This is a genomic window from Jatrophihabitans telluris, from assembly GCF_023516435.1.
Classification (GTDB): Bacteria; Actinomycetota; Actinomycetes; order Mycobacteriales; family Jatrophihabitantaceae; genus Jatrophihabitans_A; species Jatrophihabitans_A telluris.
The window spans coordinates 1,439,018-1,464,968 of the sequence record NZ_CP097332.1; the positions used below are offsets into that span (position 1 = coordinate 1,439,018).

A 25,951-nucleotide genomic window follows, 5' to 3' on the forward strand; every position below is an offset into this window, starting at 1 on the left:
GCGTGGCCGCTGACACGGCGCGAAGGAGATCCGAGCAGATGACCGACCTCGATCAGCACAGCGACGAACCCACCTGGCCGCCGCCACCACCGGCCCCGTTGCCACCGACGGCGCCGTTGCCACCGACGGAGGCTCCGTCGCCACCGACGGAGGCGATCGTCGACTTCCTCGGTGCCTTGGCCTACGGAGAGCTCAGCGCCTTCGACCGAATGGCCGCCGACGCCCGAATGGCGCCGACCGTCGCGCAGCGGGCCGCGCTGTCGGAGATGGCCGCCGCCGAGATGGGGCACTATGCCCGACTCATCGCCCGGCTCCGCGAGATCGGTGCCGACCCACACGTGGCGATGGCTCCGTTCGTCGAAGCCGTCGAAACCTTCCATGCTCGGACGGAACCGAGCACCTGGGGTGAGGCGCTGGTCAAGGCGTACGTGGGGGACGGGCTGGCGGCCGATTTCTACCGCGAGGTCGCGGCCTTCGTCGACGAGTCGACCCGGTTGCTGGTGTTCGAATCGCTGGCGGACGCCGGAAACTCCGCCTTCGCGGTGCGTGAGGTCGGCATCCTCATCGACTCCGATCCGACGGCTGCCTCGCGCCTGTCGCTCTGGGGACGGCGCTTGGTCGGCGAGGCGATCAGTCAGACCCAGCGCGTCGCGGCCGAACGCGACGCCCTCGCCCAACTGATCGTCGGCGGGACAGGGGGCCTGGCCGAGATCGCGGCGCTGATCGACCGGATCACGACCAGGCATACCCAGCGGATGACCGCTATCGGGCTGTCGAACTAACGGGCCTTCCCGGCTCAGCTGGAGGAGACGAACCCGACCCGGCGAACATCGGCCTGGGCGATCTCGATGTACGCGACAAGGTTGGCCGGCACGATCACCTTGCGCCCGCGCTCATCGGTGAGGGAAAGCTGACCGTCGACGCTCTTGAGCGCCTCCGCGACGAGCCTCTCGACCTCTTCCGGGGTCTGCGTGCTCTCTACCGTGATCTCGCGGGGGGTGTGCAGAACGCCGATCTTGACCTCCACGAGGTACCTCCTGAGTTGCCGTGCGGGGTATGGACGACCGGCCTGCGCCGGTGCTGGGTCCACGCTAGCCGAGGCGTCACCGGCTCCGGGTCGGGGGACGCTGCGCTGTCAGCGAACGTGCCGCCACCGCACGCGCCGTGGGCGAACACGCTGCGATTGGCCCGATGACCGCGGCGGCGCCGCTAGTCGGCGGTCGGCGGCACGTTGTGCAGCGGGAAGTGGGAGATTCCGCGCCACTGGAGGGTTTCCAGCAAACGGATGGCCTCGGCCTTGGACACCGGACGGTCCGCGTCCAACCACCAGGTGGCCGCCATCTGCGCCGCTCCCGTCAGCGCGACGCCGAGCAGCTCTGCCTGCGGCCGGGACAAGCCGGTGTCGGCCGCGACGGTGTCGGCCACGGCCTGCATGGTGAGCCGTCCCACCCGGTCGACCCGTTCCCGGACCGCGGGCTCGTTACCCAGATCGGATTCGAAGATCAGCCGGAACGCCCCCTCGTCCCCGCGCGACTCACCGTCGACGAAGTCGAAGTAGGCGGTCATCACATTGTGGATTCGGGCGCGGTTGTCGTCGGTGTCGGCCAGCGCCTGGCGCACCTTGTCGACGAGTTCCTCGGCGTGCGTGTCCAGCAGCGCAAGGTAGAGGTCGAGCTTGCCGGGGAAGTGCTGGTAGAGCACGGGCTTGGAAACGCCCGCCCGGACGGCTATGTCGTCCATCGCAGCCGCGTGGTAGCCGTTGTTGACGAACACGTCCTGCGCCGCAGCGAGCAGCTGCTTGCGCCTGGCCGAGCGGGGCAGGCGGGAACCGCGGGCGGTGTCGATCGTGTCGGTCATGGCGACCCCTCTGGCTGCTGCGGCGTGCGGCTTCCGATCCTACTGGTGGGTAGTCTCGGCTGTGTGAGCCCTACCGCCATGCGGATTGCCCGCAGCCGCCGCCCGGTCCGCAGCCCCCGTCCGGCCGAACTCGCCGGCGCGCAGGAATTCCCGCTGACCCGCGTGGACAGTGACATCCCGCCGTGGCCTGGCGACTACGAGACCATTGCCGGCACCGACGTGTTCATCCGCAAGACGCCGTCGACCGCGGCGCGGCCCGAGCCCGCGCTCTATGTTCACGGCCTCGGCGGCGCCTCGACGAACTTCACCGATCTGGCCGACCTGCTCTCGCCCTATTTCGACGGCCATGCGCTGGACCTGCCTGGGTTCGGCCGTTCAGGCGCCCCCGCCTCCGACCGGTACACCATCCAAGCGCACACCGACGTGGTCATCGAGTACCTGCGCCGCACCGACCGTGGTCCGGTCCATCTCGTGGGCAATTCGATGGGTGGCGCGATCGCCATCCGCCTGGCCGCGACACGCCCGGACCTGGTCAGGACGTTGACTCTCATCTCCCCGGCGGTTCCCGACCTGCGCCCGCGTCAGGGCGGCGACCTGCTGCTGCCGATGTTGATGATGCCCGGGATCGGCGTACGCGCCCTGCGCAAGCTCGACCAGGGCAGCCCCAAGCGGCGGGCCATGGCCACCATCACGCTGTGCTTCGCCCACCCCGAGCTCGTTCCGCAGAATCGCATCGCGGAGGCGGCCGAGGACGTGCTGTTGCGACGGGACCAGAGCTGGGCCCACGACGCGATGCTGTCGTCCCTGCGGGGGATCGCTCGCATGTACCTGACCCACGGCCGGAACTCGGCCTGGCGTCTCATGAGCCGCATCGAGGCGCCGACTGTGGTGGTGTGGGGTCAGCAGGACAAGCTCGTGCACGTATCGAACGCGCCCAAGGTGGCGACCGCGATTGCCGATGCGACCCTGCTCGTGCTTCCCGAGATCGGTCATGTGGCTCAGCTGGAGGATCCGGCGGTGACCGCCCGCGCGATCCTTGCGCTCACGGTCCGCGGCTCGGCCCTGACCCACGGGCGCGGAAATGAGCGGCAGAACTCTTCGGGTGTGGGAGCCTGAGCGGGTGACCTCCCCCTCAGCCCCGGAGCGGGAGCGGAAAGTCGCAGCCTGGGAACGTGCTGAGCGCGCGGCCCGGTTGGCCCCGCCCCTATCGCCCGAATCCGGTCGGAAGAAACCGCCGACGCTCGCCGGTCACTGGCGTCAGTTCACCTCGCGCTACGGCTGGCGGGCTTACGCGCTACCGCTGCTCGTCATCTTGACCGTTCTGGCGTTGGTCAAGACCCAGGGCGGTGCAGCGGTCACGCAGGCGATCGGCGGCGGGGGCGGCTCCCACGCATCCTCAGGCGCGAACTCGGCCAACGGCGCGGCAGTCGCGCCGACCAACGGGCAGCTCAAGACCGATGTCGGCGGAACGTCGCTGCCGGCCGAACTTCCCGCTCTGGCGCTACCTCCGGGGCCTAAATACACGACGACCGGTGATCGGACGTTCAGCACGGTCGCCGGGTCCTCCCCGGTGATGGGAAAAGGGACTCTGCATCGTTTCGACGTTCAGGTCGAGGACGGCATCTCCGGCGTCGACAAGGCCCAGTTCGCTACGACCGTCATGGTGGCCCTGAGCAATCCGCAGTCCTGGGCCGGCGACGGCAAGGACGCGCTGCAGCGGGTGTCCTCGGGTCCGGTCGACTTCCACATCTCGCTCACGTCCTCGATGACGGTGCGCGATCTGTGTGGCTACAGCCTCCCCGTCGAGACATCGTGCTTCGACGGACAGGATTCGCGCGTGGTCCTCAACGTCGCTCGCTGGGTCCGTGGCGCCAAGGCCTACGTCGGCGACCTGGCCACCTATCGCCTCTATGCCGTCAACCACGAGGTCGGACATGCGCTGGGGCACAACCACAGTCACGAGTGCCTGGTCAGCGGTGTGGCACCGGTCATGATGCAGCAGACGATCGGCACCAGGACCGCTTCGGGCAAAATCTGCTCACCAAACCCGTGGCCGTATCCCAAGGGAGTCACGGACGCGCCGGGCCCGGAAGAGGCCGGCGACGGCCCGGATCTGCAGTTCTACCAGCGCAACGCCGCGAGCTGAGCCGTCTCCTGGACCGCCGGGCGGCAGGTTCTTGCGACCGATCGACCGATTGATCGGGCGCCGGTTCGGGGCCGCACGGCGCCGTGCGCGAGAATGGGAATGGGCAGCCCCCGGCTCGACGTTGTGCCGGAGTTGCGTTCGAGTCGGTATTCGAAGCAACTGCCGCTCATCTTGACTGCACCGAATCGCGCCCGTGAGCAAACCTGCACGGGCGCCCTGGGGAAGGACCCGAGTCCGTGTCACTGCCGCCGCTGGTCGAACCGGCCGAAGAACTCACCATCGACGAGGTCCGGCGTTACAGCCGTCACCTGATCATCCCCGAAGTGGCGATGGCGGGTCAGAAGCGGCTCAAGAACGCCAAGGTGCTGTGCATCGGTGCCGGCGGCCTCGGTTCACCGGCGCTGATGTACCTGGCGGCCGCGGGCGTGGGCACGCTCGGCATCGTCGAGTTCGACGTGGTGGACGAGTCCAACCTGCAGCGCCAGATCATTCACGGCCAGTCCGACATCGGCCGGTCCAAGGCCCAGTCGGCCAAGGAATCGGTGCTGGAGATCAACCCCTACGTCACGGTGAACGTCCACGAGGAACGGCTGGACACCGACAACGTGCTGGAAATCTTCGCCGACTACGACCTGATCGTGGACGGCACCGACAACTTCGCCACCCGCTACCTCGTAAACGACGCGGCGGTGTTGCTCGGCAAGCCCTACGTATGGGGCTCGATCTATCGGTTCGAGGGCCAGGTCTCGGTGTTCTGGGACAAGTTCGGTCCCAACTACCGAGACCTCTACCCGTCGCCCCCGCCGCCCGGGATGGTCCCCTCGTGCGCCGAGGGCGGCGTGCTCGGCGTCATCTGCGCCGCGATCGGCTCGGTCATGGTCAACGAGGCCATCAAGCTCATCACCGGGATCGGCGAGACGTTGCTCGGCCGACTGCTGGTCTTCGACGCCCTGGACATGGAGTGGAACGAGATCAAGATCCGCAAGGATCCGAACACCGCGCCGATCACCGAACTCATCGACTACGAGGCCTTCTGTGGCGCTGTGTCGGAGGAGGCCCAGGCGGCCGCCGCCGGTTCCACGATCACCGCGGCCGAGTTGAAGGAACTCCTGGACGCCAAGAAGCCCATCGAGCTGATCGACGTCCGCGAGCCGGCCGAATGGGAGATCGTCTCGATCCCCGGAGCGCGGCTCATCCCGAAGGATCGGATTCTGCGCGGCGACGCCTTGTCCGAGCTGCCCCAGGACAGGCAGATCGTGCTGTACTGCAAGACGGGCGTACGTTCGGCCGAGTCGCTCGCAGCGGTCAAGGCGGCGGGTTTCTCCGACGCCGTCCACGTTCAGGGTGGCGTGATCGGCTGGGTCAATCAGGTCGACCCGTCCCTGCCGTCCTACTGATCCGCTCGCACCGGCCAGAACGCTGACTGTGCAGGCTTGTTGACCGTGCCGAAACCGCCGACGCCCGCTCCCGATGACGCCACCCGGCCGTTGTCGGAGCGGGTGTTGTCGTGCGTCGAGCAGATTCCGCCCGGCAAAGTGCTGGCGTACTCCGATGTCGCCGAGTTCGTCGGAACGAAAGCCGCTCGTAACGTCGGCCGGATCATGGCCGCTGAAGGCGGGTCGGTGCCCTGGCATCGGGTGGTCCGCGCGGACGGCTCCTTGGCGCCGCACATCCGGGCGGAACAGTTGGCGCGGCTGCGCGCTGAAGGGGTGGCGATTCGCGGCGAACGGGTCGACATGAGCAGGGCGCGCTGGGACGGCCGCTGACCGATTCTGTCAGTGGTCCGTGGTGGGATTGGTCCGTGCCCGAAAGCCCCATCGCCGCCCCGGCCGGTCAGCGCTACTTCCTCTCGCGCCCTCCGATGGCTGCCACCACCGTGCCAGTGCTCGACGTAGCTCAACGTCGGATCGTCGAGCATCGCGGTGGGGTGTTGCGCGTACTCGCCGGTCCGGGCACGGGCAAGACGACGACGCTGGTCGAATCCGTCGTCGACCGGGTGCACCGACGCGGCGTTCCGGTTTCGGAGCTGCTGATGCTCACCTACTCCCGGGCCGCCGCCGGTGACCTCCGCGACCGGGTCACGGCGAGGCTGGCGACGACGATCTCGCAGCCCTTGGCCCGCACTTTCCACTCCTACGCCTTCGGGGTACTGCGCCGGGCGGCGGTTGTGGCCGGCGCCGAGCCGCCACGGTTGCTGTCCAGTTCGGAGCAGGACGTCACGCTGCGCGAGTTGCTCGCCGGTCGTCTGGCGGACGGCCATGAGGACTGGCCGGCGGAACTGACCGCCGCGATTCGCACCCGAGCCTTCGTGGACGAGCTCTCCGACCTTCTGATGCGCGCCATCGAGCGCGACGTTCATCCTGAGACGCTGCGCACCCTCGGTTTCCTTCGGGGCCGGGCGGACTGGATCGCCGCGGCCGGTGTCCTGAACGAGTATCTGCAGGTCACCGCGCTGAAGTCTCCCGGTGCCTTCGACGCGCCCGAACTCATCCAGCGTGCGATCGGCGAGCTGCGGGCCAACAGCGAGCTTCTGGCCGCCGAACGCCGGGCCCGCCGGCGGATCTTCGTCGACGAGTTCCAGGACACCGATCCCGCGCAGACCGAACTGCTCCGCCTGATCTCGCGCGGCTGCGACGAACTGGTACTGATCGGCGATCCCGATCAATCGATCTACGGCTTTCGCGGCGCGGAGCCTTACGCCATGTCGGAGATCGAAAGCGTGTTCGGGGAGGGACGCGTGGTGCCCACGGTGTCGTTGACGGTCTCGCGACGCAGCACACCGCCGCTGGTGGCCGCGACTCGGCGTGTGGCCGCCCGGCTGCCCGGTCCGGTGCAGCAGCGCAATCTGACCTCGGCCCGCGCGGGCACCGGCGTCCTCGACGTGTCCGTCTTCTCGTCGACCAGCCAGGAGGCCGCCGCCATCGCGACCGCCTTGCGCCGGGCACACTTCTCCGACGGCGTCGCCTGGTCGGACATGGCCGTGCTCACCCGGACCGCCGGCACCGCACTGGACACGCTCCGCCGCGGACTTGCCGCAGCCGGGGTGCCTGTCGGCCGTGCTGTTCGCGGCGCGCTGACGGACGAACCGGTGGTCGCGCAACTCCTTGGGTTGTTGCTGTGTGCGGTACGCCCCGCCGCCGTGACGCCCGAGACCGCTGAGTCCCTGCTCACCTCATCGATCGGTGGCGCCGACCCGCTGGAGATCACCCGCATCCATCGTCACCTTCGCCGGATGCCGGGTGAGCCGATCACGCTCGTCGAGCTGGTCTGTGAACCCGCTCTGGCCGGCCATCTTCCGGTGACGCTGCGGCGATCACCCGAACGAGTGGGCCGCGTGGTCGAGGCCGGCCGGTCGGCCCTGGCGGCAGGCGGCAGTCCCGAGGATGTGCTGTGGGCGGTGTGGCGAGCGACGGGGCTGTCCGCACGTCTGGAACGCCGCTCGCTGACCGGGGGGTCAGACGCAGCTCGGGCCGATCGCGATCTGGATGCGGTGATCGCCCTGTTCGCCGAAGCGGCCACCGTTTCCGATCGCGCCCCCGGGGCGGGGGTCGGGCAACTCTACGAATGGATCGCCGAGCTGGAGATCGGGGATTCCGGCGCTTCGGTCGGTACCGCAGGCGAGGCGGTCGCGGTGCTGACCGCACATGCGAGCAAGGGTCTGGAATGGGAGGTCGTTGCGGTCGCCGGCGTTCAGGACGGCGTCTGGCCGAACCTTCGGCAACGGGGTTCGCTGCTCGGTTCGGACCTGCTGGTTGACACGATTGCGGAGCGACCCGGGGTCAGCTCGGGCCGACTCGAAGAACGTATGGCTGAGGAACGCCGACTGTTCTACGTTGCGGTGACTCGGGCCCGCAGCAGGTTGTTCGTCAGCGCGGTCAGCACCGACGACACGCTGCCCTCACGATTCCTCGACGAGATCGATCCGGCGGGGACCGAGCGCCGCGTGATCAGCGCACCTGCCCGATTCGTCCTGTCCGGGGTGGTTGCCGAACTCCGCGCGGCATTGCTCGATCCAGAGCTGGACCCGGTCGACGCGGATGCGGCCGCCTACCAGCTTGCCCGGCTGGCCGAGGCCGGAGTCGCCGGCGCGCATCCGGACTCCTGGTGGGGGCTGGCCGAACAGTCGACGTGGGCGCCGATCCGTGCCGAACAGGCGGGCCCGGTGCCGATTCGGCCGTCCAAGTTCGAGGCCTATCTGGACTGCGAGCTCAAGGCGCTGCTCACCGAACTCGGCGCGGTCGATGCCTCTGACCAGGTCGCTGCCGCGCTGGGGACCTTGATCCACGCTGTTGCCGAGCAAGCAGGCGAAGACCCCGACCCCGAGCAGTTGCGCGCGCTGCTCGAACGGCATTGGAGCGAACTGGACTTCGCCGCGCGCTGGCAGCAGGCGGGGGAATGGGAACGAGCACAGCGAATGCTGACGCGTTTGACGGACTGGCTGCGTACGAGCCGGGACGAGCTGACGAACGTGGCCCGGGAACAGCCCTTTCGCGTCGTGGTCGGTGACGCCGAGCTTGCCGGGACAGTCGACCGCCTTGAGCGGGACGCCTCCGGTCGCCTGGTGGTCATCGACTTCAAGACCGGCAAGTCCAAGCCGACGAAGGACAAGCTCGCCGAGCATGCCCAGCTTGGTGCCTACCAGCTGGCGGTTCTCGAGGGCGGCTTCAGCGATGTCGACAGCGCTACGGTTTCCGGCGGGGCTCGGCTGGTTCAGCTCGGCACCGAAACCGGCTCGACCGAACAGGTCCAGCCGCCGTTGTCGGACGCGCCCAACCCTGACTGGGTACGTGACGAACTTGCCCGGGTGGCCACGGTCCTGCGCGGCACCGTTGTCGCCGCTCGGGTCGGCCCGAGTTGTCTGAACTGCAAGGTGCGGCTGAACTGCCCTGCAGTCGATGATGGTCGCCAGGTGGGGCTGTGACCGCGCTCGATCTGATCAGCCCGGTCGAGCTGGCCGCTCGCCTCGGCGCGCGGTTTGCCCCGACCGAGGAGCAGGCCGCCGTCATCGGCGCTCCGCTCGAGCCGGCCGTCGTGATCGCCGGAGCTGGATCGGGAAAGACCGAGACGATGGCGGCGCGGGTCGTCTGGCTGGTCGCCAACGGCTTGGTCGACCCGGAGCGGGTACTCGGCCTGACTTTCACCCGCAAGGCCGCCGGTGAGCTCCAGCAGCGCATCCGCACGCGCCTGTCGACGTTGCAGCGTGCGCAAGGCCCCGACCACGAACCGATCGGCGAACCCGCTGTCCTCACCTACGCCGCCTACGCCGGCCGACTCGTCGGCGAGCACGGCATCCTCCTCGGAGCTGAGCCGGGCGCACGGCTGCTCAGCGAGGCCGCTCGGTGGCAGGTCGCTGACTCGACCGTTCGGCGCTACGACGGCAACTTCGAGATTCCACCCGGCGTTCCTGCATCGGTGACGGGGTACTTGCTGGACCTGGCCGGCCAGCTGTCCGATCACCTCGTCACCCCCGAGGAACTGTCGAGTTTCAGCCTTGACTTGCTGGCCGAACTCGAACGGCTGCCGCTCAGCCCGACTTCCCGAGGCAAGCCGTGGCCGGCCGAGTCCGGTGCTTGGGTCAAGACTCTGCTCCAGCGCAACGAGCTCATCCCGTTGTTGCACCGCTTTGCCGAACAGAAGCGCCGTGAGGCCACGGTGGACTTCGCCGACCAAATGGTCCTGGCCGCGCGCCTGGCCGAAACGGCTTCGGTGGCAGAGATCGAGCGGTCGCGTTACGACGTGGTGCTGCTCGATGAATACCAGGACACCGGGCACGCCCAGATTCACATGCTCGCCGCCCTGTTCGCCGACGGTCGGGCCGTCACCGCCGTCGGCGATCCCTTGCAGTCGATCTACGGTTGGCGTGGCGCCAGCGCGGGAAACATCAGCCGCTTCGCCCACAAGTTCCGGCGGCGCAGCGGAGAGCCCGCGCCGGTGTATCCACTCATGACGAGTTGGCGCAACGACCGGCGAATCCTGCAGGCCGCAAATGCCATCGCAGCCCCCCTGCGGTCAGCGGAGGACACCTCGCTCACAGCGCGGCCAGAGGCGACCGACGGTCGTCTCGTCGTCAGCTTCGCCGAGACCGAGCCCGACGAGGCCCAGACATTGGCGGAACAGTTCCGTCACGAATGGGACGAGCGACGTGACTGGACCGGGGCCGAGCGCACCATGGCCGTGTTGGTCCGCAAACGTTCGATAATTCCCGGCGTTGCGCAGGCACTACGCGATGCAGGGTTGCCGGTCGAGGTCGTGGACCTCGGTGGCCTGCTCACCCTGCCCGAGATCAGCGACGTGGTCGCCACGCTGCGCGTTCTGATCGATTCCGGGGCCGGCGGATCACTGGCCCGGCTGTTGGCGGGGTCCCGATGGCGGACCGGCCCGGCCGATCTGGTCGCCCTGCATACGCGCGCCCGACTGCTCGCGCGGCAGACCGCCGTGCTGCTCTCCCGTTTCTCGCAGCCGAGCCACGACTCCACGCCGGATCCGGACCTCGTCCAGGACGAGCGGATCGAGGCTTCGCTGGTCGAGGCGCTGGCCGACCTCGGCCCTGCTGACCACTACTCGGCCGAGGGCTACCGGCGCATGTCTGCGCTGGCCGGTGAGCTGCGACGGTTGCGGCGCCGTCTGGACCTGCCGCTGCCGGACCTCATCGCCGAGATCGAACGGGTGACCGGCCTCGACGTTGAGGTCGGCGTCGGCCGATCCGGTGGCCGGGAGAACCTGGACCGCTTCGCCGATGAGGCCGCTCGGTTCGTCAGCGAACGCGAGATCGGCGCGGGACCGGCCCAGGTGAGCGCCTTCCTGTCGTTTCTGGTGGCTGCGCAGGACGAGGAATACGGGCTCAAACCCGCTGCGGCTCAGGTGCACAGCGAGCGGGTTCAGGTCCTCACGGTGCATGGCGCCAAGGGCTTGGAGTGGGACGTGGTCGCGGTGGCCGGGATGTATGAAGGCGGCTTTCCGTCCACGCCCAAGAACCACGACTGGACGCGCGCGCGATCGCTGTTGCCCGCCCCGCTGCGCGGCGATCGCAATGACCTTCCGGCGATTTCCGTCGGTGCCTGTACCGACCGGCGCGAGCTGGAACAGCACGTCAAACATCACCACGATGCTCTCGGCGATCGCTATCTCGGAGAAGAGCGGCGGCTGGCCTACGTTGCCCTGACCCGCGCTCGCAAGGTTCTCTATGCCTCGGGTGCGCAGTGGGGCAACGGCAAGACCCCGCGCAAGGCGTCGACGTTTCTTCGAGAGCTGGCTGCGCTGTCGCTGGCCGGTACGGCCGAGCTTGGGCACTGGCAGGAGGACGAGGCGGCGGAGAATCCGCTGCTGGCCGAACGGCGCGAGGTCGCCTGGCCCCGCGACCCCCTGGCCCAGCACCGACCGCGGCTGGAGGAGGCGGCCCGCGCCGTGCGCTCGGCGATCGGACATCCGGTCGAGGGGTACCGGCCGGCCAGCCCCCGCGCGGAGTTCTGGCAGACAGACGTCGACGTTCTGCTCGCCGAGCGTGCCGCCCAGCAGGCCCGCGGCTTGATCGAGGTGACGTTGCCGCGCCAGCTGTCGGCCTCGGACCTGGTGTCGTTGGCCGAGAACGAGTCCGAGTTCGCGCGCCGGATACGCCGTCCCGTGCCGCAACAGCCCGCCCGTCTGGCCCGCCGTGGGACGGCTTTCCACAGCTGGCTCGAACAGCGATGGTCGGCCGACACCCTGCTCGACCTGTCGGAGATTCCCGGCGCGGCCGATGAGGTCATCGACGACACCGAGCTCGAACGGCTCAAGCGGGCCTTCGAGGCCAGCGAGTGGGGCAGTCGCACGCCGGTCGCGGTCGAGGTCCCCTTCGAACTCACGCTGGCGGGCCGCGTCGTGCGTGGCCGGATGGATGCTGTGTTCAGCGACGCGGACGGTCGGTTCACAGTGGTGGACTGGAAGACCGGGCGTCCCCCGCGCGGTGCGGACGCCCGGTCAAAGGCCGTGCAACTGGCGGTGTATCGACTGGCGTGGGCTGGCTTGCAAGGTCTCGCGGGCCCCGAGTTGTCCCGTGTCGGCGCGGCTTTCCACTACGTCGCCGACAATCTCACGGTCGCCCCCCTCGACCTGATGGACGCCGAGGACCTGCACACACTACTGGTCAGCGGGCCGCTGCCCCGCGCGGTCACTGAGCCGACAAACAGGTCGGCCGGTTAGCCTGGGCGCGTGACTGACGTACCGGCGTTCGTGGCCGACCACCGCCCAGACCTGCTTGCCGACCTCGACGCCTGGTTGCGCATCCCGGGCATCAGCGCCCAAGCAGAGCACCACGCCGACGTTGCGGCCAGTGCCGACTGGCTGGCCGCCGCCTTCACCCGAACCGGCTTTCCCACGGTGGAGATCTGGCCGACGGCGGGCCTGCCGGCGGTGTATGCCGAATGGCCGGCCGAGGACGCGACCGGGGACACGCCGACCGTGTTGGTCTACGGCCACCACGACGTTCAGCCGGTCGATCCGATCGATTTGTGGCAGACGCCGCCGTTCGAGCCGACCGTCGACGGTGACGTGCTGCGGGCGCGTGGCGCCAGTGACGACAAGGGCCAGCTCTTGTTTCATCTCCTGGCTGTGCGCGCCCACCTCTCCGCCGCAGGGCGACACAGCCCGGCCGTGAACCTCAAGTTCCTCATCGAGGGGGAGGAGGAGTCGGGGTCCCCGAACTTCGAGCAGTTGTTGTCCGAACGGGCCGGGCAGCTGCGCAGCGACGTCGTGGTCATCACCGACACCGGCATGCTGGCTCCGGACATCCCCAGTGCGGTCACCGGAATGCGGGGCCTGGTCGTGGCCACCGTGCACTTTCACGGTCCGGACCTCGACTTGCACTCGGGCTCCTTCGGCGGCGCCGTGCCAAATCCCGCGACGGCGATCGCGCGGCTGGTCGCGGCGCTGCACGATGACAAGGGCAGGGTGCAAATCCCTGGCTTCTACGACGATGTACTGGAACTGACCGACGCCGAGCACGACCTCATCAACAAGGCTCCGTTCTCCGACGACGAGTTCTTGAACACGGCCAAGTCCCGGGCGCTGGCCGGCGAGGCAGGCTATTCCACTTTGGAACGGCTCGGCGCCCGCCCGACCGCGGAGGTCAATGGGCTCGGCGGTGGCTATCAAGGGGAGGGCGGCAAGACGATCGTCCCGAGCGACGCCTTCGCCAAACTATCCTTCCGGCTCGTGTCCAACCAACGTCCCGAGGCAATCCAGCGGGCCGTCGTCGACTTCGTCGCCTCGCATGTTCCCGACGGGATCTCCCATCGCATCGAATGGGAGGGGGAAGGGGTGGCTGCTTGCGTGGTGGGCGTCGACACTCCCGCCTTCGCCGCGCTGAACCGCGCGGTGGCGCAGACCTTCGGGGTATCGGAGATACTGGCCACCCGTGAAGGCGGGTCGGGACCAGAAGCCGCCATCGAGGCCGCGCTGGGAGCCCCGCTCGTATTCCTCGGTGTGGGCCTGCCCGACGACCAGATCCATGCGCCGAACGAGAAGGTGAGTCTGTCGATGCTGTTCAAGGGGGCCGAAGCCGCCGCCCTGCTGTGGCAGGAATTCGCCGATCTCGGCCGAACCGGTCTGCGGGGCTGAACTGATGTCCGACGGCAGCTGGGGCCCGTCCGCGCAGCCACCGTCGGGCGACGGGGTCGACTGGCGCCTGCCCGGCCCATGGAGTCCGCCGGCCTCCGGGAACCCGTCCTACGGAAACCCGTCCTACGGAAACCCGTCGTACGCAAACCCGTCGTACGGAACGCCGTCCTACGGACAGCCGGACTACGGAACGCCGTCATACACGAATCCGCCGTACGGATCGCCGGACTACGGACAGCCGGAGTACGGGCAGCCGATCTACGGGCAGCCGCCGTACCCGCACGCGACCGCCCCGTTCGACACCACCCGGGGCGCGTGGGGACCTCCGCCTCCGCCGCCTCCGCCGCGACGCTCACGGGTGTGGTGGTTGGCAGCGGCCGCCGCGATCGCGGTCGTGCTGGTGGTGGCCATCCTGGTCAACCACGCGCGCAAGGGCAGTGGGAATCAGGCGAGCGCCACCAATCCGGTCCTGCCGGGCACTTCCGTGCCGAGCGCCTCGGCCGCACCGCCGTCGGTCAGCGGCGGGTCGGGCGGCGGATCAGGGGGCGGGACCGGGGGAAACGACATCCCACTCGTGTCGTGCCCGGTGATCGTGGACCAGCAATCGCACATCTCGTACTCCTGCATCGACCCTGGTCTCAGTCAGGACCTGCTCACCGACAACTTCTTGGGTCTGCGGATCTCGCTGAGCCGAGAGGTGGAAGCGAACTGGGTGCTGAGCGAGGGGTCGGGTAACCCGCAGAGTGCAGCGACGGCAACCCCGCCGGGCAACGTGGCGTTCCACACCGGTCCGTCGCCGGTCGCCGGATCGACCAGCGCCACCCCCGGATCGACAGCACCGTCGACCGCGCCGTCGACCGCACCGCTGCCAAGCCTCGCGCAGATCAAAGCTGAGGTTCAGCGACGGACGTCGCTGGCCCTGGTGGCCGCATACGGCGACAACCCCGGCGCGACCGTCTTCGATGCCCGCGCCCGCATGATCGACGGCAAGACCGGTTACGAACTCGTCACCCTCGTCACGATGAACCCCGCCTACCGTGCCGCCCGGGGCTTGAAGGCCACGACAGAACGCCTGTATGTCGTGGGCATCCCGACAGCTGCCGGAGTTTCGATCTTCATGCTGTCGATCCCGGACGACGTCAAACAACTGTGGTCCAAAGCGGAGGCCACAATCGACTCGATCCGCATCAGCTGAGCCGGACCCGACACCGCCCGTGCCGGTCCGGACCCGCTGGTTAAGGTGAACGGGTGCCTTCATCGAAGCCTTCGGCCGCCCGCAGTCGGGGCGCGCTCCGCACCCCGTCCTTCGAACTGATTCACCACACCCTCGGCAACGGTCTACGGGTGGTCCTCGCCCCTGACCGCGCCGCGCCGGTCGTGGGCATCGCCGTTCTCTACGATGTCGGCTTCCGTTCCGAACCGGAGGGACGAACCGGCTTCGCTCACCTGTTCGAACACTTGATGTTCCAGGGTTCGGCCAACCTGGAGAAGCTGGAGCACTTCCGCTACGTGCAGGCCTCCGGCGGAATCTTCAACGGCAGCACCCATCTCGACTACACCAACTACTTCGAAGTGCTGCCCAGCAACGCCTTCGAGCGCGGCTTGTTCCTCGAAGCGGACCGGATGCGTTCGCCGCGGATCACCGAGGAGAATCTGGCCAATCAGATCTCGGTGGTCAAGGAAGAGATCCGGGTGAACGTCATGAACCGCCCGTACGGCGGGTTCCCCTGGCTGGTCCTTCCTCCGCTGCTCTACGACACTTTCCCCAACGCGCACAACGGCTACGGGGGATTCGAGGATCTGCAGAACGCCACGGTCGCCGACGCGAGCGCGTTTTTCGACTCCTACTACGCGCCGGCGAATGCGGTCCTGTCGGTGGCGGGTGACTTCGACCCCGACACGGCGCTAGAGCTGATCGAGAGCCACTTCGGCGGAATCCGGCGCCGTAAGAAGCCGGCTCGTCCGGACTTCTCCGAGCCGCCGTTGACCGCCGATCGGCGAGACCAGGTGACTGATCAACTTGCGCCTCTGCCGGCCGTCGCACTGGGCTACCGTCTGACCGATCCGAACGGCGACCTCCGCCAGTTCCTGGCCACGGTCCTGCTGTCCGAGATCCTCTCCGACGGCGACGCTTCGCGCTTGCAGCGCTCCTTGGTGCAGAAGCAGCGGCTGGTCACCGACATCAGCGCCTATCTCGGCACGTTCGGCGATCCGCTGGAGGAACGCAATCCCACCCGCCTGAACATCACCGCGCACTACGCCAACGCCAAGTCCACCGACGCGGTTCTGGCGGCTGTCGACGGTGAGCTCGACCGGCTCGCGACCAGGGGCACGGAGCCCGGTGAGATCGATCGGGTGCGGACGAAGCTGTCGGCGACGGTCTTCCGTGAGCTGGACCAGGTCCTCAATCGCAGCCTGGAGTTCGCGAAGTTCGAGTTGCTGTTCGACCGCGCCTCGCTGAGTCTCGGACTGCCGGTCTTGCTCGCCGAGATCACCGACGACGACATCCGGGCCGCAGCGGCGCGGCTGGTCGACTCCCATCGGGCCGTCGTCGAACTACTTCCCGGAGGAGACAAATGACCTCGGCGAGTCCGACCCGCCGGTCCGGACGGCATGCCCAGCCCCTGAGCGTGCCACCGCTGACCGCCCCTTCTCGGCCCAAGCGCATCACGACCGCCGAGCGTGTGCTGGATTCCGGCCTGCGCGTGGTCGTGGTCCGCCGCCCATCGGTCCCGATGGTCGAGGTCCGGCTCCGGATCCCGTTCCTGTCGGCGAAGTCCCATCATCTGAGCCGTTCGGTCCTGCTCAGCGACACCATGCTGACCGGGACGTCCCGGTATGACCGCACCGAACTGGCCATCGCCCTGCAGGAACTCGGCGGCGACATCTCCGTCGGGCTCGATGCCGACCGGTTGCTGCTGAGCGCGTCCGCACTGGCCACCAAGCTGCCGGAGCTGTTGGGTCTGTTCGCGGAGGTCCTCACGCAGGCCACCTATCCCAAGGGTGAGCTCGTCGGCGAGCGTGACCGGCTACTCGAGCGATTGCTGGTCGCCCGTTCGCAGGCCGGCGTGATCGCCAACGAGGCCTTGGGTAACCGACTCGCGCCCGGGCACCCCTATGGCACGGGGCTGCCCAGCCCCGAAGACGTTGGGGGCGTCACGGCGGCGCAGGTGCGTAAGTTGCACGCTGATCTCGTGCGACCTGAGGGCGCCGTGCTGGTCATCGTCGGCGATGTGACCCCGGCACGGGCGCTGGACAGCGTCGAACGTCAACTGGCCGATTGGACGGGCAAGCAGGCGGTGCGCCGGGTTCCGGCGGTTCCGGATGTGCTGCGCGGCCCGTTGCAGATCCTGCATCGTCCCGACTCGGTGCAGACCGCTCTGCGCTTCGGCGGCCATGCTCTGGGCCGCACCGACCCGCGGTATCCGGCTCTGCAACTGGCCAATCTTGCTTTCGGTGGCCTGTTCTCCTCGCGATGGGTGGAGAACATTCGCGAGGCCAAGGGGTACACCTACTCGCCCCGGAGCTCGCTGGACCATTCGGTGCTCGCCTCGGCCTTCACCGCTTCGGCTGATGTCGCCACCGAGGTAACGGCACCTGCGGTGGTGGAGACGCTCTACGAGCTCGGGCGGATCGCGACGCTGCCGATCACCGAGGCCGAGCTCGATCTCGTCCGCCAGTACGCGATCGGGACGTTGGCGTTGTCGTTGTCGACGCAGGCAGGTCTGGCCTCGACGCTGTCCGGCCTCCTGGGCGCCGGTATCGACCTGGATTGGCTGAACAACCACCCGGTCCGGCTCGCGGCCGTCACCCGAGACGAAATCGCCGCGGTGAGCGCGCAATTCCTCGCGCCCAGTGCTTTGGTGGCCGTTGCGGTGGGTGATTCGGACCAGATCCTGGAGCCGCTGCGGCGAGTACTCGACGTCGAGCTCGTCCCGACCTCCTGAGGTGGCCGACGAACGCGTGCTGCCGCCGCTGACCGGCGTCGGGATTCCGGTGCTTGCACGCTCGGCGCACGACCGGGCCGCCCATCGCCGCACTGACGAGCAGTGGCTCGACCAGGCGTGGCGGGACCCGGCCAGCAGGGTGCTCCTGCTGTCGGCTGACTCCCGCGCTGCCGTCGACGCCGAGGGCCGGCTGATCCTGCGTGCTCCGGGCGAAGTCGGCTTGGACGGTGACCGGATCCTGCTCGGCGAGTTCGACGGGCTGGCGTACTTCGCGGTCCTCGCCCACGCAGGCGGGCCGACGGCTGAGCCCGCCGGCGACTGGCGTGGCCTGCGCGAACTCGGCGTTGCCTTGCCCGATCTCGACGTCGGCCTGCTCACGGCAGCCACAGCGCTGCACAGCTGGCACCAGACTCACACCCACTGCCCGCGGTGTGGCGCGATTACCGAGATCTCCCAGGCGGGCTGGAGTCGGCGATGCCCGCAGGACGGCTCTCAGCACTTTCCCCGCACCGATCCCGCCGTGATCATGCTCGTGCGCGATGAGCAGGACCGTTGCCTGCTCGCCCGTTCGCCGCTGTGGCCACCCGGCCGCCGTTCGGTGCTTGCGGGCTTTGTCGAGGCGGGGGAGTCGGCCGAGGCTGCCGTCGTGCGTGAGGTCGCCGAGGAGGTCGGGATCCGGGTCCACCGGGTGCGGTACGTCGCCAGCCAACCCCACCCCTTTCCGGCTTCGCTCATGCTCGGCTTCACAGCGGAGGTCGACGGAAGTCCGGCCCTGACGCCGGACGAGGATGAGATCGTCGACGCCGGCTGGTTCACGCGCGCTCAGGTGCGGGCCGCGGCGGACTGGGGGTCGGAGGTACCAGGGCCTGGCACGGAGTTGCGGGCGCTGCCACCGGCCATGTCGATAGCTCGCCAGCTCATCGAGACCTGGCTGGCCGAGGAGTCGTCCAGCTAGCTCGCCGACGACGGCTTCCACGGTGGATACACAGGCCGGCTCAGCCTCGGGTGCTGCTCGCGACGGCGGGGCGGGCCGGATCGTCGAACCGGACCACGAGCGCGGCGCAGGCGGCCGGGTCCACCTCGATTTCGTAGCGGTCCCACGCGGGCAGGGTCCAGGCCCAGTCGGGGGCGGTGAGCCGGCGCCGGGCCTGGCGAGAGACCGAGAAGTACACGGACAGATCGAAGGCCAGGCCGGCGCCCAGCAGGAGCTCGCCCGTGATCAGGACTACTCCGTTGGCGGCCAACGGGACGGGGACCGCTCGGGTGGAGCGGTTGTTGCCGGGGTTGCGAAGGCTGGGCAGGTACTGGGGATGCTCCGACACGGCGGGCGTGAGCACCTCCCGAGCGAGGGCGGCGGAGTCCAGCCACCCCGAGTAGAACGACTCGACGTCGGTGCGCCCGTACTCCAGGCGCACCGATGCGTCCCGGTAGAAGTCCTCCGCGCGCACGAGCGCCACCTGGCGGCCGGATCGCTCGAGCCGATCGGTCACGCGGGCCAGAATGTTGTTGAGATCGGCGCATCGCGGCGCGTCCAGTCCGACTCGAACCGGATGTGCGGCCGGGAGAGCCGTGATCGTGGAGGCGAGCTGCCCGGCCAGGCCGTCCGGCGTGCTCGGTGTGTAGGCAGGCACGTTCAGCGGGGCGCCGCTCAGGGGGTAAGCGCGGCCAGCTTCTCCTGTACCTGCTTGAGGGTTGGGTTCGTCAACGCGGAACCGTCGGCGAACTCCAATGTCGGCACCGTCTGGTTGCCGCCGTTGACCTGCATGACGCGCACGGCCGCCGACTCGTCCTGCTCGATGTTGACCTCGTCGAAACCGATACCGGCCTGGTCGAGACCCTTCTTGAGTCGGACGCAGTATCCACACCACGAGGTGGTGTACATCGTCAGCTGAGCGGTCACCGCAAGAGCTCCTCGGTCGGTCGGGCGGGCCGGGCGCCCACCACACTCTGGACTACAACGCTAACCCGATCCCGATGTTCCCGGGGGCGGTGCCGCTTGGCCCAGCGCGCCGGGTCCGGCGGACACCGTCCCCGCCGGATCCGGCGGACACCGTCCCTGCCGGGGTGGTCAGAACTGTCGGCAGTCGTTGGCAAGATGGGGTGGTGACCAGCGCCCCGACCAACCCGCCCGCCGACGCGGGCACGTCCGCCGCGGCGATGCTGTCGGGTCTGGACCCGGAGCAGCGCACCGCGGCGCAAGCGGTTCGTGGGCCGGTCTGCATCCTTGCCGGTGCCGGCACCGGCAAGACCCGCGCGATCACGCACCGGATCGCCTACGCCGTCCGTTCGGGTGTCGTCCCGGCTGACGCTGTACTGGCCGTGACCTTCACGGCCCGGGCGGCGGGGGAGCTGCGGACGCGCTTGCGTGCCCTGGGCGTCGGTGGCGTGCAGGCGCGGACGTTCCACGCGGCGGCCCTGCGCCAGCTGAACTACTTCGCCCCGAAGATCCTCGGGGGTCCGATGCCGCAGGTGGCCGACAGCCAGATCCGTTGGATCATCCAGGCGGCCAATCGCATGAAACTCCGCACCGACCGGGCCGAACTGCGCGACCTGGCCAGCGAGATCGACTGGGCCAAGTCCTCGCTGGTCTCGCCGCAGGACTACGTGGCCGCGGCCGCTCGCGCCAATCGCGGGATCTCGCTGACTCCCGCCAAGGTGGCCGACGTCTATGCCGGCTACGAGGAGGCGAAACAGCGCAACAACGAGATCGACTTCGCCGATCTGCTGCTGATCATGTCCGGTGCCCTGGAGTCCGACGAGCGGATCGCGGCTCAGGTACGCGGGCAGTACCGATACTTCGTCATCGACGAATATCAGGACGTCTCGCCCCTGCAACAGCGGCTGCTGACCGGGTGGCTGGGCGACCGCGACGACATCTGCGTGGTGGGCGACGCAAACCAGACCATCTACTCCTTCGCCGGTGCCCGACCGTCCTATCTGCTGGACTTCGGCGAGCGGTATCCCCAAGCGACGGTGGTGCGGCTCGAACGGGACTATCGCTCGACTCCGCAGATCGTCGAGTTGGCCAACGGGCTCATCAGTGCCGCCGGCGGTGAACGGGGCGCGCCCCGGCTGCGGCTCGTAGGTCAACGTCCCCCCGGGCCGAAGCCCACCTTCGCCGAGCACGACGACGAGGTGGCGGAGGCCACTTCAGTGGCCTCCTCGATCAAGAAGTTGCTCGCGGCCGGCACGCCCGCTGCCGAGATCGCGGTGCTGTTCCGCATCAACGCTCAGTCTGAGGTCTACGAGCAGGCGCTGTCCGAATTGGGCATCCCGTACATCCTGCGGGGCGGCGAGAAGTTCTTCGAACGTGCCGAGATCCGGCAGGCAGTGGTGTTGTTGCGCGGCGCCGCGCGGGCCGACGACGGCACGGTGCCCCTGCCCGAACTGGTCGTGGAGGTCCTGTCGTCGGTGGGATGGAATCCCGAGCATCCGCCGCCCGGCGGCGCCGCCCGGGAACGGTGGGAGTCCTTGGCCGCCCTACGGGACCTGGCCGACCAGTTCGTCGCCGAGGAGCCCGAGGCCCGCCTGGACACCTTCAACGCCGACCTGGAGCAGCGAGCGGCCTCCCAGCACGCACCGACGGTGCAAGGGATCACCCTGGCCTCGTTGCATTCGGCCAAGGGCCTGGAATGGGACGCCGTGTTCCTGGTCGGGCTGGTGGACGGAACCATCCCGATCCAGCACGCGACGACGCCCGAGCAGCAGGCCGAGGAGCGGCGGCTGCTCTACGTCGGAGTCACCCGTGCCCGGCAGCGGCTGGCGCTGTCCTGGGCGCTGGCCCGCAATCCCGGCCAAGCCCGCCGTCGCCGTCCGAGTCGCCTGCTCGATGGGCTGCGTCCCGGCGCGACGCCGCGGCAGTCTGGTCCGGCGAAGAAGGCCAAGGTCGTGCCGCAGTCCGACGATGCCGCCACCTTCGGTCGGTTGCGGGCGTGGCGCAAGAAGCAGGCCGAGTCTCAGGGGGTGCCGGCCTATGTCGTCTTCTCCGACGCGACGCTGGTGGCGATAGCCGACGGTGATCCGCAGGACGAGGCCGCCCTGGCGCACATCCCGGGAGTCGGCCCGACGAAGCTCGCGCGCTACGCGGTACCGGTGCTGGCGGTGTTGGCCGGTGCGGATCCCGAGCCGGTGGACGTGGACTGAACGCGTAACGTGCATTGAGCAAACCCCTTGTGAATAGGGAGAATCTCGCACGAGCTGGCGGCATGCCCCGGGGTCGCCGACGGCCCGCTCGGGCACCGATTTCCTGACATTTGTCAGCGACTTTCGGTCAATCTTTGAAAATCAATTGTGCGGTCCAACATCGACCCGCTAATCTCGCGTACACACAAACAAACAACCCGCGTGCGGTGGGGCCTCGTGCTGCTCAGTCGAGAGACAGACCAGTTTGGCCGGTTCGACCCGCTGCTCGCCGAGACCACCGAAGGAGGTGCCGAATGTCCACGAACTTGAACCTGATCGCAGTCGCGGGGATCCCGGCTGCCTTCTCTGCTGTCCCGGCGTATGTGACTGCCCCGGCGTACATGACTGTCCCGGCGTACGTGGCTGTCCCGGCTTCTGTCGACGTGTCGGCTTCTGCCGACGTCGCGGCTTCGGAGGCACTCGTCGCCAAGCAGGCCGACCACCGCGATCGCAGCGCCAGCACCGGAATGACCGAAGGCACGTTCGGTCAGGCCCGCCCTCCTCGGGAGATACCGCTCTGAGTTTCAGAGCGAAACCTCTCGAGGCCGCGGATTCCCTGACCGGGAACCGCGGCCTCTGTCATTTCCGGAACAACTCAACACCGCCGTTCGGCCGGCTGGCCGATGATTTCGACTCGATCGCCGAGTCCAGACAGAGGAAGTGCTCGTAGCGAGTCCGCTGATGCCAGTGCCGAATCCACCCACACCGATCCCGACCCGAACCCGATCCGAAACCGAAGTAGACAAGAAACAAGGAGGTGACCCGACGTGTATGCCACTCCCGTGCTGACCGAGCAGGAGTTGCTCGCGCGGGTTGCGGCCCCATCCCCGGCCGCGATCTCGATCTGCGAACCGCTCGTCCCGACCATCGATCCGGCCTTCGGGGCCGACATCGAAGATCTGCCCTGCCAGGTCGGCGATTCCGACCTCTGGTTCGCCGAATCACCCAGCGAACTCGAGCAGGCCAAGGCGCACTGCGCCGGGTGCCCCGTCCGCACCGGCTGCCTCGCCGGCGCGCTCGACCGGCGTGAGCCGTGGGGCGTCTGGGGTGGCGAGATCTTCAGCCAGGGCGCGGTCATCGCGCGCAAGCGGCCCCGCGGCCGTCCGCGCAAGAACGAGGTCGCCGCGTGACTACCAGCCACGGTCCCAGCCCGGACCGAGTGATGACCGATTTTCGGTCGGCCATCGAATCCGGCCGGCAGACGTCGATCGTCCTTTCCCGATCAGCCTATTCGACATCTTCTCTTGCAAGGAGCCTCACCATGTATTCCCAGTACGAAGCACTCGCGCGTGAGCGAATGCGTGAGCAGCATGCTCACGCGGCGCACATGCGGCTGTCCAACGAGCTGGCTTCAGCCCGCTTGTGGCAGCGCCTGGCGGCGTTCTCGGCACGACGGGCCGCTCGTTCGCAGCGGCGGCTCGCCGAGCACTCGGCCGACTACCAACTCGCCGCCTGATCAGGCTAGAACGCAGGGCAGTCAGCCACGGTCCACCCAAGGCGGACTGGAACTCTCCGCGCCGTCAACGGGGGCTGGTCGCTATTGCGATCAGCCCCCGTTGCACATCGTTCTGCGGTTCACTGTGTTCGTGGCCGAATCAATCGCGAGCACGGTGCACTGCCAGCGATGCGGACGCATCAGCGATCCCGGGCGCGACGGCGACCCTCCACTCACCTGGGCCATGGATCGCGAAGGCGAGCGCGTTCGCTGGACCTGTCCGGCATGTGTGAGCTTGAGCGTGCGGTCGATGGAGGCGAAGCTCGACCCCGAGTGGTGGTGAGCCGTGCTTGGTGCTGACGTCGATCAGACCTTGAAACCGGGCTGCCACTGTTCGGCTATTTGGCGGTAGGGAGCCGTGGACCCGAGCTGGCAGAGCACCCCGATCGAGCCAAGGGTCACTCGATGCAGAAGCAGATACTCCGGCGGCAGGTTCAGCATCCGGCCCACTCTTGCCGCCTCGTTGCGAGGGTCGCCGATGCGCGCGGCCTGCTCGCGCATCCATTCACGGGTGAAGGTGAATTCCGGCTCGGCCAGCGGCTCGAGGATCGGCCTGAGGTAGTCCATGACCTTGGCCGCGTCGATGTCGATGCCGGGCCGAATGAAGTTCTCAGCCTGCATTGCGCTGATCACAGCCTCGACGTCGCCGTCGAGCACCAGTCGGGTGATCCGGCCGAGAGGTTCCGGCGTGCCGTTGGGAAGCCGCGCGACCGCGCCGAAGTCCAGCACACCGAGCCGGCCGTCGGACAAGAGGCGGAAGTTTCCCGGATGGGGGTCGGCGTGCAGCAACCCGGCGCGCTGTGGTGCGGAGAAGTGCAGCAGCGCTAGCAGCTCGCCGGCCCGATCACGCTGCAGCGGAGTGCCGCCGGCGATGATCTGAGAGAGGGGCGTGCCGTCGAGCCATTCGGACACCACCACCTTCGGTGCGCTGGCAACCACGCGCGGGACCACGATGTCGGGATCATCGGCGTAGGCCGTAACGAACTGCCGTTGAGAGTTCGCCTCCAGCGTGTAATCGAGTTCTTCCGTGACCCGGGCGCGCAGCTCGGCCAGCAATGGTTTGACGTCCAGCCCGGGTGAAAGACGACCGAACAGCTTGGCGAACCGGGACAGCTGGTTGAAATCCGCCAGCAGGGCCGGCCCGGCCCCTGGGTACTGAACCTTGACCGCTACCGCGCGCCCATCAGCCCAGACACCGCGGTGCACCTGCCCGATCGACGCCGCTGCGGCGGGCTGATCGTCGAAGGACTGAAAGCGATCTCGCCAGCTGCGGCCGAACTGTTCGTCGAGGACGCGGTGCATGGTGCTTGCCGGCATTGGGGGCGCGGCTTCCTGAAGCTTGGTGAGCGCTTCCCGGTACGGCGCGGCCGACTCCTCCGGCAGCGCTGCCTCGAAGACCGACAGAGCCTGGCCGAACTTCATGGCGCCGCCCTTGAGCTGACCGAGCACGGCGAACAGTTGCTCGGCCGTTCGCTGCGACAGCTCGGCCTGCACATCCGCCGCGGTCCGGCCGGACAGTCTCTTCCCCAATCCGAGGGTCGCTCGACCGGCGACGCCGAGAGGGAGTTTGGCCAGCTGCGCGGTGCGGGCAACCCCGCGCTGCGGTATGTCGTTCATCGGCGGATCACCTCACCATTCTGCAGTCTGGGTAGCGATCCCGCTGACACGCCACAGCCGCAGGCGGGATGAGGGGGCCAGCTGCGCCGTCTCAGCCGGAAATCGGGCAGCTGCCATTCCAGAGTTCCGTTCATCGTGGCCGCCCCGCCGGAATCGAGAAAGCTCAGGACTTCCTGAGCCACCACCCCCGCCGTCGCGACACACAAGGCGACGTCGGAGGAAATCCGGCGTCCGGCATTGGCGGTCAGCTGGACCGCGAGAAGCGGCCAGCCGGGGTCGCGGTCCCGACGGTGCAGGTCCGCGCAGTTCAGACAACTGCTGGACCCCGGGACGACCAGGGGCCCGATGACGGCGTGGCGGCCCGTCACGCCCGCCTCCAGATGGGCGATACCGTCGCGCTGCAGGCTCGGCGCGATCGCTTCGGTGTCGGATGGATCGGTGAGCACGACCAGATCGGCTTGCCGGTCGTCGCCGGGGCGGGCGGTTTCGGTCGTCGGCGCGACCCGGTGCACTGCCTCGGCTCCCGCGAGGGCGAACCGCCTGCCTTCATCGCGCGCGTCGAGCCCCCCGGGACACGTTTCAGCGGCTGATACCTCCCCCGATGTCGCAACGTGAACCCACCCGAGCCCGGCTGCGGCGAGGGTGCTGGCGACGCCGGCGGCGATCCGCGAGCGTCCCCGAACGATGACGATGGAATTGGCGCGAGCGTGCAGCACCTGGTCGGCCTGACCGCCGAAGTCGGCGGCCAGCGCACTGCGATCGGCCCAAAGTCGCGCGCTCAGCTGAGGCTCGTGCGCTTCGACCGGGTCGGGAACGGTCAGCAGGCCTGCCTCACACAGGGCGTGGCGGAGCTTGGGGATCGTCGGGTCGGGCGGGTAGTCGCCGGAGTCGACCGGATGGGCAGGTGATGCTCGGTCGGGCGACGCATCCTCATCGGGCCCGGGCCCGAGTAATTGGGCCAGTGCATGTGTGTCCAGCTGGTCGAGAACGAGCCGGCGGTGGCCGAGCTCGAGTTGAACGACGTCGGTGTCGCGCCACAGCACGGCAGCACCGGTGTTGAGGTGGCCTGACGGACGGACCAGCGGGGACGGTTGAGCTGACATGGGCAGCACC

General features: G+C 68.6%; 23 protein-coding genes. 17 read left to right on the forward strand and 6 right to left on the reverse strand.

All coding sequences use genetic code 11. The features are described from left to right. Window positions 1-38 precede the first annotated feature (38 nt). The gene (locus M6D93_RS06835; RefSeq protein WP_249773608.1) at window positions 39-782 is read left to right on the forward strand and encodes a ferritin-like fold-containing protein; all 744 of its coding nucleotides are present in this window, start codon (window positions 39-41) and stop codon (window positions 780-782) included. A gap of 14 nt (window positions 783-796) precedes the next feature. Here the strand turns inward: M6D93_RS06835 and M6D93_RS06840 are convergent, their stop codons facing one another. Beyond that, window positions 797-1,027 carry a DUF3107 domain-containing protein gene (locus M6D93_RS06840; RefSeq protein ID WP_249773609.1) on the reverse strand — a complete coding sequence of 77 codons (231 nt, stop codon included), beginning with the start codon at window positions 1,025-1,027 and terminating at the stop codon, window positions 797-799. A 182-nt stretch (window positions 1,028-1,209) separates the two neighbouring features. Continuing rightward, the gene (locus M6D93_RS06845; protein ID WP_249773610.1) at window positions 1,210-1,857 is read right to left on the reverse strand and encodes a TetR/AcrR family transcriptional regulator; all 648 of its coding nucleotides are present in this window, start codon (window positions 1,855-1,857) and stop codon (window positions 1,210-1,212) included. Window positions 1,858-1,920: 63 nt separating this feature from the next. Here M6D93_RS06845 and M6D93_RS06850 point away from each other — a divergent pair, with 63 nt between their 5' ends. From M6D93_RS06850 to nudC, 11 genes are all read left to right on the forward strand, one after another. After that, complete coding sequence (locus M6D93_RS06850) at window positions 1,921-2,973, forward strand: alpha/beta fold hydrolase (RefSeq protein WP_249773611.1); 1,053 nt, start codon at window positions 1,921-1,923, stop codon at window positions 2,971-2,973. A gap of 4 nt (window positions 2,974-2,977) precedes the next feature. Further along, complete coding sequence (locus M6D93_RS06855; RefSeq protein ID WP_249773612.1) at window positions 2,978-4,003, forward strand: DUF3152 domain-containing protein; 1,026 nt, start codon at window positions 2,978-2,980, stop codon at window positions 4,001-4,003. A 236-nt stretch (window positions 4,004-4,239) separates the two neighbouring features. Next, a complete protein-coding gene (gene moeZ, locus M6D93_RS06860) occupies window positions 4,240-5,400 on the forward strand; it encodes an adenylyltransferase/sulfurtransferase MoeZ (RefSeq protein ID WP_249773613.1) in 1,161 nt (386 codons plus the stop codon). Between the two features lie 45 nt (window positions 5,401-5,445). Beyond that, on the forward strand, window positions 5,446-5,769 hold the full coding sequence (locus M6D93_RS06865; protein WP_249773614.1) for an MGMT family protein: 324 nt from the start codon (window positions 5,446-5,448) through the stop codon (window positions 5,767-5,769). Window positions 5,770-5,804: 35 nt separating this feature from the next. Then, on the forward strand, window positions 5,805-8,924 hold the full coding sequence (locus M6D93_RS06870) for an ATP-dependent helicase (RefSeq protein ID WP_249773615.1): 3,120 nt from the start codon (window positions 5,805-5,807) through the stop codon (window positions 8,922-8,924). Further along, window positions 8,921-12,181 carry an ATP-dependent helicase gene (locus tag M6D93_RS06875; RefSeq protein WP_249773616.1) on the forward strand — a complete coding sequence of 1,087 codons (3,261 nt, stop codon included), beginning with the start codon at window positions 8,921-8,923 and terminating at the stop codon, window positions 12,179-12,181. The genes M6D93_RS06870 and M6D93_RS06875 overlap by 4 nt, the downstream gene beginning before the upstream one ends. A 9-nt stretch (window positions 12,182-12,190) precedes the next feature. Beyond that, the gene (locus tag M6D93_RS06880; protein WP_249773617.1) at window positions 12,191-13,597 is read left to right on the forward strand and encodes a dipeptidase; all 1,407 of its coding nucleotides are present in this window, start codon (window positions 12,191-12,193) and stop codon (window positions 13,595-13,597) included. Between the two features lie 4 nt (window positions 13,598-13,601). Then, a complete protein-coding gene (locus M6D93_RS06885; protein WP_249773618.1) occupies window positions 13,602-14,792 on the forward strand; it encodes a hypothetical protein in 1,191 nt (396 codons plus the stop codon). 53 nt (window positions 14,793-14,845) lie between these two features. Then, window positions 14,846-16,177: a M16 family metallopeptidase gene (locus M6D93_RS06890; protein WP_249773619.1), complete on the forward strand. Its 1,332-nt coding sequence runs from the start codon at window positions 14,846-14,848 to the stop codon at window positions 16,175-16,177. Further along, window positions 16,174-17,544, forward strand: a complete 1,371-nt coding sequence (locus M6D93_RS06895; RefSeq protein WP_249773620.1) for a M16 family metallopeptidase — start codon at window positions 16,174-16,176, stop codon at window positions 17,542-17,544. The genes M6D93_RS06890 and M6D93_RS06895 overlap by 4 nt, the downstream gene beginning before the upstream one ends. A 1-nt stretch (window position 17,545) precedes the next feature. After that, window positions 17,546-18,499 (forward strand): NAD(+) diphosphatase, encoded by a 954-nt coding sequence (gene nudC / locus M6D93_RS06900; protein ID WP_249773621.1) that lies wholly within the window; start codon window positions 17,546-17,548, stop codon window positions 18,497-18,499. 40 nt (window positions 18,500-18,539) lie between these two features. On the opposite strand, the gene M6D93_RS06905 is transcribed toward nudC, so the two are convergent. Then, window positions 18,540-19,175 (reverse strand): nucleoside/nucleotide kinase family protein, encoded by a 636-nt coding sequence (locus M6D93_RS06905; protein WP_249773622.1) that lies wholly within the window; start codon window positions 19,173-19,175, stop codon window positions 18,540-18,542. 17 nt (window positions 19,176-19,192) lie between these two features. After that, window positions 19,193-19,426 carry a mycoredoxin gene (locus tag M6D93_RS06910; RefSeq protein ID WP_249774182.1) on the reverse strand — a complete coding sequence of 78 codons (234 nt, stop codon included), beginning with the start codon at window positions 19,424-19,426 and terminating at the stop codon, window positions 19,193-19,195. A 221-nt stretch (window positions 19,427-19,647) separates the two neighbouring features. Between M6D93_RS06910 and M6D93_RS06915 the strand changes: the two genes are divergently transcribed. The 5 genes from M6D93_RS06915 (at window position 19,648) to M6D93_RS06935 (ending at window position 23,504) form a co-directional block, all read left to right on the forward strand. Then, a complete protein-coding gene (locus M6D93_RS06915; protein WP_249773623.1) occupies window positions 19,648-21,687 on the forward strand; it encodes an ATP-dependent helicase in 2,040 nt (679 codons plus the stop codon). Window positions 21,688-21,980: 293 nt separating this feature from the next. Next, a complete protein-coding gene (locus M6D93_RS06920; protein ID WP_249773624.1) occupies window positions 21,981-22,247 on the forward strand; it encodes a hypothetical protein in 267 nt (88 codons plus the stop codon). Window positions 22,248-22,568: 321 nt separating this feature from the next. After that, complete coding sequence (locus M6D93_RS06925) at window positions 22,569-22,856, forward strand: WhiB family transcriptional regulator (RefSeq protein ID WP_347343565.1); 288 nt, start codon at window positions 22,569-22,571, stop codon at window positions 22,854-22,856. A gap of 131 nt (window positions 22,857-22,987) precedes the next feature. Beyond that, complete coding sequence (locus M6D93_RS06930) at window positions 22,988-23,182, forward strand: hypothetical protein (RefSeq protein ID WP_249773625.1); 195 nt, start codon at window positions 22,988-22,990, stop codon at window positions 23,180-23,182. 130 nt (window positions 23,183-23,312) lie between these two features. Further along, complete coding sequence (locus tag M6D93_RS06935) at window positions 23,313-23,504, forward strand: hypothetical protein (protein ID WP_249773626.1); 192 nt, start codon at window positions 23,313-23,315, stop codon at window positions 23,502-23,504. 23 nt (window positions 23,505-23,527) lie between these two features. Here M6D93_RS06935 and M6D93_RS06940 read toward each other — a convergent pair whose 3' ends face one another. After that, entirely contained in the window at window positions 23,528-24,838 is a 1,311-nt protein-coding gene (locus tag M6D93_RS06940; protein ID WP_249773627.1) for an ABC1 kinase family protein, read from the reverse strand. Beyond that, window positions 24,835-25,941: a ThiF family adenylyltransferase gene (locus tag M6D93_RS06945; RefSeq protein WP_249773628.1), complete on the reverse strand. Its 1,107-nt coding sequence runs from the start codon at window positions 25,939-25,941 to the stop codon at window positions 24,835-24,837. Before M6D93_RS06945 ends, M6D93_RS06940 begins: the two co-directional genes overlap by 4 nt. Between the last annotated feature and the right edge of the window lie 10 nt (window positions 25,942-25,951).